Origin of the sequence: Nocardioides oceani, from assembly GCF_030412965.1 — a bacterium.
Classification (GTDB): Bacteria; Actinomycetota; Actinomycetes; order Propionibacteriales; family Nocardioidaceae; genus Nocardioides; species Nocardioides oceani.
In genome coordinates, this window is sequence record NZ_JAUHJQ010000012.1 from 52,317 (window position 1) to 65,404 (window position 13,088).

Genomic DNA, 13,088 nt, shown 5'->3' on the forward strand with positions numbered 1-13,088 from the left:
CTGGGCTGACGGGGGCTGAGCCGATGGGGGCTGGGCCGATGCGAGGCGTGCGATGACCCGCGGGGTGAAGGTCCGGCTGGTGCTGTTCGTGGCGCTCGCGGCGATCGGGATCGTCTACGTCACCGGCACCTACCTCGGCCTCGTGGACCGCCTGCTCGGGCGCGGCCTGACCATCTCGGCGACCCTCCCGGACTCCGGCGGCCTCTTCGTGGGCAGCGAGGTGACCTACCGCGGGGTCAAGGTCGGCAAGGTCGCCGCGATGGACGTCACCCGCACGGGGCTGTCGGCCGAGCTGGCCCTCGAGGAGGGCACGCGGATCCCCGTCGACGCGGAGGTCGAGGTGCACAACCTCTCCGCGGTCGGCGAGCAGTACCTCGACATCGTGCCGGGCAACGGCGGCGGCCCGTACGCCGAGGACGGCGACGTGCTCGCCGGGGACGCCGACAGCCTGCCCGTGGGCGAGGACGAGCTGCTCATCGACCTCGACGAGCTGGTCTCCTCGGTCGACCAGGACAACCTCTCCACGGTCATCGACGAGCTCGGCCTGGCCTTCGCGGACACCGCCGGGCCGCTCGAGCGGATGGTCGACAGCGGCTCGCGGTTCGTCGAGGCGGCGCTGGCCAACGAGGAGTCGACGTTCCGCCTGCTCGACAACGGCCGCACCGTCCTGCAGACCCAGCAGCGGCACCGCCAGGACATCCGCACCTTCGCCCGGTCGCTGGCCGACCTGACGGCCACGCTGCGCGGCAAGGACCCCGAGCTGCGCGACGTGCTCGAGGGCGGCGCCAGCGCCGTGCGCGAGGTCGAGCGCCTCATGGCCGGCCTGGCGCCGACGATGCCGGTCTTCATCGGCAACCTGGTCACGCTCAACCAGATCGTGACGACCCGGCTGCCCGCGGTCGAGCAGCTGCTCGTGACGTTCCCGAAGATCGTCGCCAACGGCTTCACCGGCACGCCGGGCGACGGCTACGGCCACATCAACCTGCAGCTCGCCCAGAACCCCGGGCCGTGCCGCGAGGGCTTCAAGCCGAGCGACCAGTGGCGGCCGTCCTCCGACCTCACCGACGCCCCCATCTACCCGGCCACCTGCCTGTCGGGACCGCCGTACAACCAGCGTGGTCCGAAGTACGCGCCGCGCTTCGGTGGCAGCACCAACCGGGTCGCGCCGGGCGCTACCCTCGCCGACGAGCCGGCCGTGACGGTCGGCAGCCGCGGCGGGCTCCAGGACGTGTTCGGGGACGACTCGTGGCGCTGGATGCTCATCGGCCCCCAGGAAGGGATGTGAGACCGACCGTGCGCTCGAGGTGGGGTCTGCTGACGGCCGTGCTGGCCGTGCTGGCCGTCGGGCTGGCCGCCGCGATCGCCGTGACCGCCCTCCGCTCCGACGAGGGCCGCCAGGCGCTGACCCGTGCGGTCGGTGGCAGCGCCGACCGGGGCGACGAGGAGCTGACCGCCGCGCACCGCGAGGTGGCCGAGGCGGCGCGCGAGCTGACAGTGGCGTTCCTCGAGGTCGACCACGAGGACATGGGGCCGCTGACCGACGCAGTGCTGGCGCGCGCGACCGGCGAGTTCGCGGAGCAGTACGCCGCGAACGTCGACCAGCTCGTCGAGGCCGCGAAGCGCAACAAGTCGGTGAGCACCGGCGAGGTCGTCGCGCTCGGCGTCGGCGACCTCGACGCCGACTCCGCGCTCGTGTACGTCGCCGCCGACAGCGAGGTCGCCAACGTCACCACCGACGGGACCAAGCAGCCGCGCTACTACCGGCTCCAGCTCGACATGGTCCGCGAGGACGGCGAGTGGCTGGCCTCCAACGTGCAGTTCGTGGGATGAGATGAACGACGACACCAAGACCTGCCCGTTCTGCGCCGAGACCATCAAGGCCGCCGCCATCCGCTGCCGCTACTGCGGCTCCGACCTCGAATCCCCACCGGCCGAGCAGCCCCCGCCGGTCGAGCAGCCCCCGCCGGTCGAGCAGCGAGCGCCCGAGCCCCCGCCGGTCGAGCAGCGAGCGCCAGCGAGCGTCGTCGAGACCCCGCGAGCCGACGACGCACCGCCACCACCGCCGGTCCCGTCCGACCGTGCGCCCGACCGCTCGCCTCGCCGCTGGCCGGCCGCGGTGCTGGGGCTGGTGGTGCTCGCGCTGGCGATCGTCTTCGTCCGCATGCTGGTGGTCGACGAGCCCGAGGGCGACGTGCCGTCGGGCACGACGCCGCTCGCCGAGGGCGTGGTCTTCGCCTCCGAGGGCGCGAAGTCGGCCGGGCTGAGCGCGGCGACCGAGGCAGCGGAGAAGGTGCTGTCGTACTCCGCGGCGACGCTCGAGGCGGACATGGAGGCGGCGCTGCCGCTGCTCGCGCCGAAGATGCAGACGGAGTACCGCGAGACGCTCGAGGCGATCCGCGAGGACACCGAGCGCAACGAGGCGAAGGTCGAGGCGACCGTCGTGGCGGCCTCGGCGATCTCCGCGAGCGAGCACGACGTCAAGGCGCTGCTGTTCGTCAACCAGGCGACCACCGGCAAGGACTCCGAGCGGCCGAGGGCCGACCTCAACCGGGTCGTGGTGACGCTCCACCGCGACGCGGGGGACTGGGTCGTGACGGACCTCGACGCGCTCTGATAGAACTGTCCCCGACCGGACCTAGAACACGTTCTAGTAGACCACCTCGGGCGGGAGGAGCAGGATCGCCGCCGTGACCGCGACCGCCACCCCGACGTCCGACGCGACCCTGCTCGAGACCGACCTGCTCGTCGTCGGCGCAGGCCCCACGGGCCTGTTCGCCACCTACTACGCGGGCTTCCGCGGCCACCGCGTCACGGTCGTCGACTCGCTGCCGGAGCTCGGCGGCCAGGTGACCGCGATGTACCCGGAGAAGCTCATCCTCGACGTCGCCGGGTTCCCCGCGGTCAAGGGCCGCGACCTGGTGTCCGGCCTCGTCGAGCAGGCCGCGACCGCCGAGCCGACGTACCTCCTGGACCGCACCGCGAGCACCCTCGAGCACGGCGACGACCGCGTGGTCGTGGGCCTCGACGACGGCACCCGGGTCGCTGCCGCGGCCGTGCTGGTCACCGCGGGGATCGGCAAGTTCAGCCCACGGCCGCTGCCGGCCGGCGACGGCTGGCTGGGCCGGGGCCTGGAGTTCTTCGTCCCGAGCTTCGAGCCGTACGCCGGCAAGGACGTCGTCATCGTCGGCGGCGGGGACAGCGCGTTCGACTGGGCGCTCCACCTCGAGCCCGTCGCCCGGTCCGTGCGTCTGGTGCACCGCCGCGACGCCTTCCGCGCCCACGAGCGGACCGTCCAGCAGGTGCGCGACTCCTCGGTCGAGATCATCACCCGCGCGGAGGTCACCGCGCTGCGCGGCGAGGAGACCCTCGCGTCGGTCGAGGTCACCGTCGACGGCGAGCCCACGGCGTACCCCGCCCAGGCGGTGGTCGCCGCGCTCGGGTTCATCGCCGACCTCGGCCCGCTGCAGCAGTGGGGGATCGAGGTGCACAAGCGGCACGTCGTCGTCGACTCCGCCATGCGCACGAACCTGCCCCGGGTCTTCGCCGCCGGCGACATCACCGACTACCCCGGCAAGGTGCGGCTGATCGCCGTCGGCTTCGGCGAGGCCGCGACCGCCGTCAACAACGCGACCGTGGCGATCGACCCGACCGCCCACGTCTTCCCCGGCCATTCCAGTGAAGGGAGCTAGTCATGAGCAGGATCAAGGTCGACTTCGACCTCTGCGAGTCCAACGCGCTGTGCGAGGCGATGGCACCGGAGGTCTTCGAGCTGGACGACGACGACTACCTCCAGGTCAAGGCCGACGAGACCACGCCCGAGAACGAGGGCGACGTCAAGCGGGCCGTGTCGGCCTGCCCGCGCGCCGCCATCACCCTGGAGGACTGACCGGATGAGCAGCACCACCACCGAGGACCTCTCGCTCGACGGCCGCGTCGCCGTCGTCACCGGCGCCGGCGCCGGGCTCGGGCGCGCCGAGGCGCTGGCCCTGGCCTCGGCCGGGGCCCGGGTCGTGCTCAACGACCTGCCGGGTGCCGCCGACGACGCGGTCGAGGAGATCCGCTCCCGCGGCGGCGAGGCGACCGTCGTCGAGGGCGACGTCTCCGAGCGGTCGACGGCCGACGCGATGGTCGCCGCCGCCGTGGACGGCTTCGGCTCACTCGACATCGTCGTCAACAACGCCGGCATGACCCGCGACCGGATGTTGTTCAACATGTCCGACGACGAGTGGGACGCGGTCATCGGTGTCCACCTGCGCGGCCACTTCCTGCTCTCGCGCAACGCCGCGGCGTACTGGCGGGGGAAGTCGAAGGAGCTCGACGGACCCGTCTACGGCCGGGTCGTCAACACCGCGAGCGAGGCGTTCCTGGGCGGCTCGCCGGGCCAGCCGAACTACGCCGCCGCCAAGGCCGGCATCGCCGCGCTGACCCTCTCGACCGCCCGCGGGCTCGGGCGGATCGGCGTGCGCGCGAACGCGATCTGCCCCCGCGCCCGCACGGCGATGACCGCGCAGGTCTTCGGGGAGGACACCTCCGGCGAGGAGGTCGACCCGTACTCACCCGACCACGTCGCACCGCTCGTCGCCTACCTCGCCTCGCCCGCCGCGGAGTCGATCACCGGCCAGGTGTTCGTCGTGTACGGCGGGATGGTGGCGCTCGTCGCCGCGCCGGTCGTCGAGCAGCGCTTCGACGCCTCCGGCTCGGTGTGGGACCTCGAAGACCTCGCCAAGCAGGTCGGCGGCTACTTCGAGGGCCGCGACCCCGCGGTCGGCTTCGCCGCCGACTCGATCATGCAGCTCACGGTCTGAAGGAGGACTGGTCATGGGACGTCTCGCCGGGAAGGTCGCCATCGTCACCGGTGGTGCGATGGGCCAGGGCGCCGCGATCAGCCGCGCGTACGTCGCCGAGGGCGCGTCGGTCGTGGTCGCCGACATCGCCAAGGAGGCCGGGCAGGCGCTCGCCGACCTGCTGGCCTCGGAGTCCGACGGCCGGGCGCACTTCGCGCACCACGACGTCAGCGACGCCGCCTCGTGGGCGGCGCTCGTCGACGACACCAACCAGCGGTTCGGGCCCGTGTCGGTGCTGGCCAACAACGCCGGCCTGCTGCGCTTCGGCGAGATCGGCACCATGCCGCAGGACGAGGTCGAGCTGCTGTTCCGGGTCAACCAGCTCGGCTGCTTCCTGGGCATGCAGGCCGTCACCGCGACCATGCGCGCCCACGGCGGCGGTTCGATCGTCAACGCCTCCTCGGTCGAGGGCCTGGCCGGCATGCCCGGCTGCACGGCGTACGCCGCCACGAAGTGGGCCATCCGCGGCATGACCAAGTGCGCCGCCATGGAGCTCGGCCCCCACCGGATCCGGGTCAACTCGGTGCACCCGGGGATGATCGACACCCCGATGACGCGCGTGCACGGCGGCGACGCCGCGATGGAGTACGGCGCCTCCAAGGTGCCGCTGCGCCGGGTCGGCCACCCCGAGGACATCGCCCCGCTGTACGTCTACCTCGCCTCCGACGAGTCGGCGTACGTCAACGGCGCCGAGATCGCCATCGACGGCGGCGTGACCTCCACGCACGCCTTCGGTGGCTGAGCACTAGGTTCACGCCATGGCCAACCAGCGCTCACAGGTCGTGATGTCCTCCGACGAGGTCGACGCCTTCCTCACCCAGCAGCGGAGCTCCACCGTCGCGACGATCGGGCCAAACGGCCAGGTGCACCTCGTGGCGATGTGGTACGCGTGGCTCGACGGCCACGTGTGGCTGGAGACCAAGGCGAAGTCGCAGAAGGTCGTCAACCTCCGCCGCGACCCGCGGATGAGCTTCCTCGTCGAGGCCGGCCACACCTACGACCAGCTCCGCGGTGTCTCGCTGGAGGGCTCCGGCGTCGTGGTCGAGGACGAGCAGACCGTCTGGGACGTCTGCGTCAACGTCTTCGAGCGCTACAACGCGCCGTACACCGAGGAGCTCCGCCCGTTCGTCGAGCTGATGGCCAAGAACCGCGTCGTCGTGCGCCTCGACGTCGACCGCGTCCGCAGCTGGGACCACCGCAAGCTCGGCATGGACCCGATGGAGCTCGGCGGCTCCACCGCCGAGTTCCTCGACTGACCCCGCCCCGCCTGGTTGGTGGGTCCGGGCCGCCGCACGCTTCATCGGCCGGCCGATGAAGGTGTCGGTGGGACGATGAAACTTCATCGGCCAACCGGGAGTTTCATCGGCCGGCCGACAAAGCTCTCGGTGGGACGATGAAACTTCATCGGCCAACCGGGAGTTCCAGCGGCCGGCCGACGAAACGTAATTCAGTCGCGGAGGATGAGGTGGACCGCGCGCTCGATCTGGGCGCCGGTCTCGGCGGCGGTCATCCGGCCGGTGACCCAGCCGACGAGGGCGGAGAGCCAGACGTCGCCGATGACGCGGGCGATGGCGACGTCGTCCTCGGAGGGCTCGAGCTGACCGGGGTGCATGGCGCGGGTGAGCATCGAGCTCAGCAGCATGCCGACCTGGTGGATCTCGGCCTGGACCGAGGCGTCGGCGAACATGAACGCGCGGGTGAGCGCCTCGGTCAGGTGCGGGCTGCTCTGCAGGCCGCGGGTGGTGCCCTTGAGGACGTTGATGACCCGCTCGGAGGCGGTGTCGCCGGGGATGTCGACGTCGCGGCGGGCCGCCGCGGTGCGCTCGAACTCCCGACCGAGGGCGCTGACGAGCAGGTGGATCTTGGAAGGGAAGTAGCGGTACAGCGTGCCGAGGGCGACCTCGGCCTGGTCGGCGACGGCGCGCATCTGCACGGCGTCGAAGCCGCCCTTGGAGGCCAGGTCGATCGTGGCGTCGAGGATCCGCTTGCGGCGGTCCCGCTGCGCGGCGGAGCCGAGGTCCTCCACGCTCAGGGAGTTGGTGGCGCTCATCGATGCTGTCCTCGGGTGCTCGTCGCGGTCATGACGCCCCGGTGTCCTGCGTCATGCGATCCGATGCGGATCCGGCACCTGACCGCCGGTATGTGGCACTAGGCTACCGCCACGTGGTCCATGATAGGAACACGTTCCAGTTCGTCCGGCCCGGCGTGTCACGCATCCGGAGTGTGTCCGGATGTCGGCAACGGCACAGTCGAGAAAGGTCGTGACGCGTGCGGATCGCGATGCTGTCCTACCGCAGCGCCCCCCACACCGGTGGGCAGGGCATCTACCTGCGGCACCTGACCCGCGAGCTGGCCAACCTCGGCCACGAGGTGGAGGTGTTCTCCGGGCAGCCCTACCCCGAGCTCGACCACCCCGACGTGCGCCTGACCAAGGTGCCCAGCCTGGACCTCTACCGCCAGCCCGACCCGTTCCGGGTCCCGAAGCTGCGCGAGTTCCGCGACCGCATCGACGTCGAGGAGTTCCTCACGATGTGCGCGGCCGGCTTCCCCGAGCCGAAGACGTTCAGCTCGCGGGTCGCGCGCGTGCTGCGGGACCGCGTCGAGGACTTCGACATCGTCCACGACAACCAGGTGCTCGGCTACGGCATGCTCGAGATCGAGAAGATGGGGCTGCCGCTCATCACGACGCTGCACCACCCGATCACCTTCGACCGGCGCATCGACATCGCCCAGACCCGCAACCCGTGGCGCAAGTTCACGCTGTGGCGCTGGTACGGCTTCCTGCGGATGCAGGCGAAGGTCGCCCGCGCCGCGCGCAAGATCCTCACGCCGTCCGAGGCCTCCAAGCGCGACATCGCGCAGGACTTCGGCGTCGACCCGGCCCGGATGCAGGTGATCCTCCTCGGCGTCGAGGACACCTTCAAGCCGCCGACCAAGCCGCGCGTGCCGGGCCGGATCCTCGCCATGGCCAGCGCGGACGCGCCCATGAAGGGCATCGCGACGCTGCTCGAGGCGTTCGCGAAGCTGCGCACCGAGCGCGACGTCGAGCTGGTGCTCATCACCAAGCCGCGCCCGGGCGGGACGACCGAGAAGCTCATCGACAAGTACGCCATCGGCGACTGCGTCCGGTTCGTCAGCGGCGTGAGCGACGCCGAGCTGGTCGACCTGATGGGCTCGGCCGAGGTCGCCTGCGTGCCGTCGCTCTACGAGGGCTTCTCGCTGCCGACCGCCGAGCTGATGGCCTGCGCCACGCCGCTGGTGGTCTCGCGCGCCGGCGCCATCCCCGAGGTGACCGGGCCCGACGGGGAGGCCGCCGACCTGGTCACCCCCGGCGACGTCGGCGAGCTCACGCAGGCGCTCGGTGCGCTGCTGGACGACCCCGAGCGTCGCGCCCGGATGGGTGTCGCGGGTCGCCGGCGGGTCGAGGAGATGTTCAGCTGGCGTGCCGTGGCGGTCAAGGTCGCCGCGGCGTACGAGGAAGTGATCGAGGACCACCGTCGCGAGCGCGGCGCCGGTCCGTCGGACGAGAGGAACGACCGTGCTCACCGTTGACTTCGACCGCCTGGGGCTGCGCCCGGGCGACCGCGTGCTGGACATGGGCTGCGGAGCCGGACGACACGCCTTCGAGATGTACCGCCGCGGCGGCGACGTGGTCGCCTTCGACATGGACGCCGACGAGCTGGCCAAGGTCCGCGACCTCTTCACCGCGATGAAGGAGGCCGGCGAGGTGCCCGAGGGTGCCGAGGCCGACGTCAAGGAGGGCGACGCGCTGCAGCTGCCGTTCGCCGACGGCGAGTTCGACCGGATCGTCGCCGCCGAGGTGCTCGAGCACATCTGGGCCGACGTCGACGCGATCAAGGAGCTCGTCCGCGTCCTGCGCCCGGGCGGCACCCTGGCGATCTCGGTGCCGCGCTGGCTCCCCGAGGTCGTCAACTGGAAGCTCTCCTCGGACTACCACAACGCCGAGGGCGGCCACATCCGGATCTACACCGACCACGAGCTGGTCGACAAGGTCACCAAGGCCGGCCGCCCGAACGACGGGACGCCCGGCGACGCCATGGTCTTCGAGGGCAAGGACTACGCCCACGGCCTGCACACGCCGTACTGGTGGATCAAGTGCGCGGTGGGCGTCACCAACGACGAGCACCCGCTCGCGAAGGCGTACCACAAGCTGCTGGTCTGGGAGATCATGAAGCAGCCCACCGCGCTCAAGGTCGCCGGCAAGGTGCTCGACCCGCTCATCGGCAAGAGCATGGTGCTGTACTTCCGCAAGCCCGAGACCGCCGACTCCCGGGCTGCCGGTGCCGATGTCTGAGCTCCTGCCGTACGTCGAGGGCGTGCTGAGCGCCTCGCAGGTCGCCGACACCGCCGCCTCGATCGCCGCGATGCAGGAGCCCTCGGGCGCCGTGCCGTGGACGACCGGCGAGCACGTCGACATCTGGAACCACGTCGAGGCCGCGATGGCGATGCTCGTCGGCGGACAGGTCGAGGCCGCCGAACGCGCCTACGCCTGGGTGCCGACGCTGCAGCGCGAGGACGGCTCGTGGCCGATGAAGATCGTCGGCGGCGAGGTCGAGGACGAGCGCGGCGAGGTCAACATGTCGGCGTACTTCGCCGTCGGCCTCTGGCACCACTGGCTGGTCCGCCGCGACCACGCGTTCGTGGAGCGGTTCTGGCCGAGCGTGCGCGCGGGCCTGGACTGGGTCGTCAGCCAGCAGCTGCCCTTCGGCGGCATCCGGTGGACGCCGACCGAGGAGGGGGCCCTGCTCGCCGGCTCCTCGAGCATCTACCAGTCGCTGCGGGCCGGCGTCGCGCTCGCGGACCTGCTCGACGACCCGCAGCCGGAGTGGGAGCTGGCCGGCGGCCGGCTGGGCCACGCGGTGCGCGAGCACCGCGACCTGTTCCTGGACAAGGCGACGTACTCGATGGACTGGTACTACCCGGTCCTCGGCGGTGCGGTCCGCGGCGAGGCGGCCTCCGAGCTGCTCGCGACGCGGTGGGACGACTTCGTCGTGCCGGGCCTCGGCATCCGGTGCGTCGACACCAACCCGTGGGTCACCGGCGCGGAGACCTGCGAGCTGGTGATGGCGCTCGACGCGATCGGCGACCACCGCCGCGCGCTGCAGCTGCTGGCCGACATGCAGCACCTGCGTGCCGAGGACGGCCGCTACTGGACCGGCTGGGTCTTCGGCGACGACGTCAACTGGCCGCACGAGTGGACGACCTACACCGCCGCCGCCGTGGTCCTGGCCGTCGACGCCCTCGGTGAGGTCGCCGGCCACGCCAGCGCCGGCTCGGGGATCATGCGCGGGACCTCGCTGGCCCCGCACTTCGCCGAGCTGGCCCTGGAGTGCGGCTGCGACTCAGCCGACGAGCTCGCCCGGAGCGCCGGCCGTCCGTCGTAGCACCCGCATGGAGCCCAGCGCCTCGACCTCCTCGAAGGCGCCGGACTCCAGCGCCCGCAGGAAGACGTGGTACGGCGCCTGGCCGCCGTCCTCGGGGTGCTGGAAGACGTCGTGGACCACCAGCAGCCCACCGACCTCGAGCCAGCGGGCCCAGCCGGTGTAGTCGTTCTGCGCGTGCTCCTCGGCGTGCCCGCCGTCGATGAACAGCATCGACAGCGGGGTGCGCCAGTGGGCGCTGACGGTCGTGCTCCGCCCGACCACGGCCACGACGAGCTCCTCGAGCCCGGCGCGCTTGAGCGTGCGGCGGAACGTCGGCAGCGTGTCCATCTGCCCGAACTCGGCGTCGACGAGGCTCGCGTCGTGGTGCTCCCAGCCGGCCTGGTTCTCCTCCGACCCGCGGTGGTGGTCGACGGTGAAGACGACCGCCTGCGGCCCGCCGACCTCGCGCGCGGCGGCGGCGAGGTAGATGGCCGACTTGCCGCAGTAGGTCCCCACCTCGAGGGCCGGCCCGTGGGGGAGGCGCTCGAGCGCCACCCGGTGCAGGAGCATCCCCTCGTCCTCGGGCATGAAGCCCTTGGCCGCGAGGGCGTGGCCGAGCCAGTCCGTCGGCTGGTCGGGCGCGTGGTCGGCCGTGTTCGTCACGGCGCCAGACTAGTAGGGTTGTAACACGTTCTAGTTCCTCCCCCTGGGAGTCGCGGCAGCCTGGAAGGACACGTCCCCATGTCGATCGGGATCTCCGACGAGCACGTCGAGCTGGCCGACAGCCTGCGCAAGTGGGCGGCCAGCCTGGACGGCCCCGCGGTCGTCCGCGCCGCCGAGGGCGAGGCCGCCGAGCCGTTCGCCGCCACCTGGCAGGCCGTCACCGAGATGGGCGTGGCGACGATCGGCCTGCCCGAGGCCGCCGGCGGCGGGGGCGGCTCCGTGCTCGACCAGGCCGTCGCGCTCGAGGCCTGCGCCCGCGAGCTCGTGCCGGGGCCGCTGCTGGGGCCGGTGGTCGCCCAGGCGCTGCTGGGGGAGTCGGAGGTCGCGGCCGCGATCGGCGAGGGTGCGGTCGTCGCCGTCGGCCTCTCCGACCTCGTGTGGGACGTGCCGTCGGCGACGTACGTCCTGGTCGAGCTGGACGGTGGCTGGCGCGTGCTCCCCGTCGAGGCCGTCACCGTCACCCCCGGGTCCGGGCTGGACCTCGGACGCCGCTACGGCACGGTCACGGTCGACGACCCGGCCGCGGGCGTCGCCGTGCCGCACCTGACCCGCGAGCTGCTGCACCGCACGGCGGTCACGTACGCCGCGGCAGAGGCCGCGGGCCTCGCGCGGTGGTGCCTGGACACCGCGGTGGAGTACGCCAAAGTGCGCGAGCAGTTCGGCCAGAAGATCGGCGCCTTCCAGGCGGTCAAGCACCTGTGCGCGCAGATGCTCGAGACCGCCGAGGCGGTCACGGGCGCGGCGTGGGACGTCGCCAGCGCAGCCTTCGGCGACGACGACCAGTGGGCGTTCGCCGCCGACGTGGCCGCGGTGACGTGCTTCGACGGCGCGGTGGAGGTCGCGAAGAGCTGCATCCAGGTCCTCGGCGGGATCGGCTTCACCTTCGAGCACGACGCCCACCTCTACCTCCGGCGCGCGGTCGCCCTGCGCAGCCTGCTCGGCAGCAGCGACGAGGCCGCGCGGCGGCTCACCGGCCGAGCGGTGGCCGGCACGCGGCGGCGGCTGGAGGTCGACCTCGAGGGGCGGGACGAGGCGGTGCGGGCGGAGGTCCGGACGAGGGTCGAGGCGATCGCGGGGCGGGCCGAGGACGAGCGACGGGCCGCCCTGGTGGAGGCCGGCTACCTCATGCCGCACTGGCCGGCGCCGTACGGCACCGGCGCGGACGCCGTGACCCAGATCGTCATCGACCAGGAGCTCGCGCGGGCCGGGGTCTCCCGGCCGGACATCGTCATCGCCGGGTGGGCGCTGCCGACGATCCTCGAGCACGGCACGGACGCCCAGCGCGAGCGGTTCGTCGAGCCGTCGCTGCGCGGCGACCTCGTGTGGTGCCAGCTGTTCTCCGAGCCCGGCTCCGGCTCGGACCTCGCCTCCCTGCGCACCCGTGCGGAGAAGGTCGACGGCGGCTGGCGGCTGACCGGGCAGAAGGTGTGGACCTCGGTCGCCGACCGCGCCGACTGGGGCATCTGCCTGGCCCGCACCGACCCCGACGCGCCGCAGCACAAGGGGATCTCCTACTTCCTCGTCGACATGCGATCGGAGGGCATCGACGTCCGGCCGCTGCGCGAGATCACGGGCGAGGCGCTCTTCAACGAGGTCTTCCTCGACGAGGTCTTCGTGCCCGACGACATGCTGGTCGCCGAGCCCGGCGACGGCTGGCGGCTCGCGCGCACGACGCTGGCCAACGAGCGGGTGGCGATGGCGAGCAGCCGGCTCTCGAAGAGCACCGAGCGCGCCGTCGAGCTGGCGGCCTCCGGCCTCACCGCCGCCGAGGAGGTCCGGGTGGGCCAGGCGGTCGCGCTGTCGACGGTCTGCTCCCTTCTCGGCGTCCGCTCCACGCTCCGGTCGCTGGCCGGCCAGGGACCCGGGCCCGAGTCGAGCGTGGCCAAGCTGCTGGGCGTCCGCAACCGCCAGGACGGCTCGGAGCTGGTCGTCTCGCTGCTCGGCGACCGGGCGCTGACCGACGCCGAGGAGGTGCGCGGCGACGTGTGGGAGATGCTCAACACGCGCTGTCTCTCGATCGCCGGAGGCACCACCCAGGTGCTGCGGAACGTGGCCGGCGAACGCATCCTCGGGCTCCCGCGATAGCGCAGGTCAGGCAGGGTTTTCGAGGGGTCCGCGCCGGATTCTGCGACCGTCG

Annotated in this window: 14 protein-coding genes; 12 read left to right on the plus strand and 2 right to left on the minus strand. The window is 72.3% G+C overall.

The window, feature by feature from the left end; translation table 11 throughout:
* The first annotated feature begins 52 nt into the window (after positions 1-52).
* The 8 genes from QWY28_RS20380 to QWY28_RS20415 all read left to right on the plus strand — a co-directional run bounded on the left by QWY28_RS20380 (position 53) and on the right by QWY28_RS20415 (position 6,100).
* Positions 53-1,285: an MlaD family protein gene (locus QWY28_RS20380; RefSeq protein ID WP_300954586.1), complete on the plus strand. Its 1,233-nt coding sequence runs from the start codon at positions 53-55 to the stop codon at positions 1,283-1,285.
* Positions 1,282-1,830, plus strand: a complete 549-nt coding sequence (locus QWY28_RS20385) for an Rv1363c family protein (protein WP_300954588.1) — start codon at positions 1,282-1,284, stop codon at positions 1,828-1,830. Before QWY28_RS20380 ends, QWY28_RS20385 begins: the two co-directional genes overlap by 4 nt.
* Position 1,831: 1 nt before the next feature.
* Entirely contained in the window at positions 1,832-2,614 is a 783-nt protein-coding gene (locus QWY28_RS20390) for a hypothetical protein (RefSeq protein WP_300954589.1), read from the plus strand.
* Positions 2,615-2,687: 73 nt separating this feature from the next.
* A complete protein-coding gene (locus QWY28_RS20395; protein WP_300954590.1) occupies positions 2,688-3,689 on the plus strand; it encodes an NAD(P)/FAD-dependent oxidoreductase in 1,002 nt (333 codons plus the stop codon).
* A 2-nt stretch (positions 3,690-3,691) separates the two neighbouring features.
* A complete protein-coding gene (locus QWY28_RS20400; RefSeq protein WP_300954591.1) occupies positions 3,692-3,886 on the plus strand; it encodes a ferredoxin in 195 nt (64 codons plus the stop codon).
* Between the two features lie 4 nt (positions 3,887-3,890).
* Positions 3,891-4,805: a 3-oxoacyl-ACP reductase gene (locus QWY28_RS20405; protein WP_300954592.1), complete on the plus strand. Its 915-nt coding sequence runs from the start codon at positions 3,891-3,893 to the stop codon at positions 4,803-4,805.
* A 13-nt stretch (positions 4,806-4,818) separates the two neighbouring features.
* Positions 4,819-5,586 (plus strand): SDR family NAD(P)-dependent oxidoreductase, encoded by a 768-nt coding sequence (locus QWY28_RS20410; protein ID WP_300954595.1) that lies wholly within the window; start codon positions 4,819-4,821, stop codon positions 5,584-5,586.
* A 16-nt stretch (positions 5,587-5,602) separates the two neighbouring features.
* On the plus strand, positions 5,603-6,100 hold the full coding sequence (locus QWY28_RS20415; RefSeq protein ID WP_300954597.1) for a TIGR03618 family F420-dependent PPOX class oxidoreductase: 498 nt from the start codon (positions 5,603-5,605) through the stop codon (positions 6,098-6,100).
* Positions 6,101-6,291: 191 nt separating this feature from the next.
* Here QWY28_RS20415 and QWY28_RS20420 read toward each other — a convergent pair whose 3' ends face one another.
* Positions 6,292-6,894, minus strand: coding sequence for a TetR family transcriptional regulator (locus tag QWY28_RS20420; RefSeq protein WP_300954598.1), 603 nt, complete (start codon positions 6,892-6,894; stop codon positions 6,292-6,294).
* A gap of 218 nt (positions 6,895-7,112) precedes the next feature.
* On the opposite strand from QWY28_RS20420, the gene QWY28_RS20425 reads away from it, so the two are divergent.
* From QWY28_RS20425 to QWY28_RS20435, 3 genes are read left to right on the plus strand one after another with little or no spacing between them, the layout of a single operon-like run.
* On the plus strand, positions 7,113-8,396 hold the full coding sequence (locus QWY28_RS20425; RefSeq protein WP_300954599.1) for a glycosyltransferase family 4 protein: 1,284 nt from the start codon (positions 7,113-7,115) through the stop codon (positions 8,394-8,396).
* Positions 8,383-9,159, plus strand: coding sequence for a class I SAM-dependent methyltransferase (locus QWY28_RS20430; protein WP_300954601.1), 777 nt, complete (start codon positions 8,383-8,385; stop codon positions 9,157-9,159). Before QWY28_RS20425 ends, QWY28_RS20430 begins: the two co-directional genes overlap by 14 nt.
* Positions 9,152-10,249 carry a prenyltransferase/squalene oxidase repeat-containing protein gene (locus tag QWY28_RS20435; protein WP_300954602.1) on the plus strand — a complete coding sequence of 366 codons (1,098 nt, stop codon included), beginning with the start codon at positions 9,152-9,154 and terminating at the stop codon, positions 10,247-10,249. Before QWY28_RS20430 ends, QWY28_RS20435 begins: the two co-directional genes overlap by 8 nt.
* On the opposite strand, the gene QWY28_RS20440 is transcribed toward QWY28_RS20435, so the two are convergent.
* Positions 10,208-10,891, minus strand: coding sequence for a class I SAM-dependent methyltransferase (locus QWY28_RS20440; RefSeq protein WP_300954603.1), 684 nt, complete (start codon positions 10,889-10,891; stop codon positions 10,208-10,210). The two genes, QWY28_RS20435 and QWY28_RS20440, sit on opposite strands and share 42 nt — an antisense overlap.
* Positions 10,892-10,969: 78 nt before the next feature.
* Here QWY28_RS20440 and QWY28_RS20445 point away from each other — a divergent pair, with 78 nt between their 5' ends.
* Positions 10,970-13,036: an acyl-CoA dehydrogenase family protein gene (locus QWY28_RS20445; RefSeq protein WP_300954604.1), complete on the plus strand. Its 2,067-nt coding sequence runs from the start codon at positions 10,970-10,972 to the stop codon at positions 13,034-13,036.
* The last annotated feature ends 52 nt before the right edge of the window (positions 13,037-13,088 follow it).

Bases quoted from the DNA above. Each gene is read 5' to 3' on its own strand.
- QWY28_RS20380 (WP_300954586.1), top strand. From the start codon at position 53: ATGACCCGCGGGGTGAAGGTCCGGCTGGTGCTGTTCGTGGCGCTCGCG.
- QWY28_RS20390 (WP_300954589.1), top strand. From the start codon at position 1,832: ATGAACGACGACACCAAGACCTGCCCGTTCTGCGCCGAGACCATCAAG.
- QWY28_RS20400 (WP_300954591.1), top strand. From the start codon at position 3,692: ATGAGCAGGATCAAGGTCGACTTCGACCTCTGCGAGTCCAACGCGCTG.
- QWY28_RS20405 (WP_300954592.1), top strand. From the start codon at position 3,891: ATGAGCAGCACCACCACCGAGGACCTCTCGCTCGACGGCCGCGTCGCC.
- QWY28_RS20410 (WP_300954595.1), top strand. From the start codon at position 4,819: ATGGGACGTCTCGCCGGGAAGGTCGCCATCGTCACCGGTGGTGCGATG.
- QWY28_RS20415 (WP_300954597.1), top strand. From the start codon at position 5,603: ATGGCCAACCAGCGCTCACAGGTCGTGATGTCCTCCGACGAGGTCGAC.
- QWY28_RS20420 (WP_300954598.1), bottom strand. From the start codon at position 6,894: ATGAGCGCCACCAACTCCCTGAGCGTGGAGGACCTCGGCTCCGCCGCG.
- QWY28_RS20435 (WP_300954602.1), top strand. From the start codon at position 9,152: ATGTCTGAGCTCCTGCCGTACGTCGAGGGCGTGCTGAGCGCCTCGCAG.
- QWY28_RS20445 (WP_300954604.1), top strand. From the start codon at position 10,970: ATGTCGATCGGGATCTCCGACGAGCACGTCGAGCTGGCCGACAGCCTG.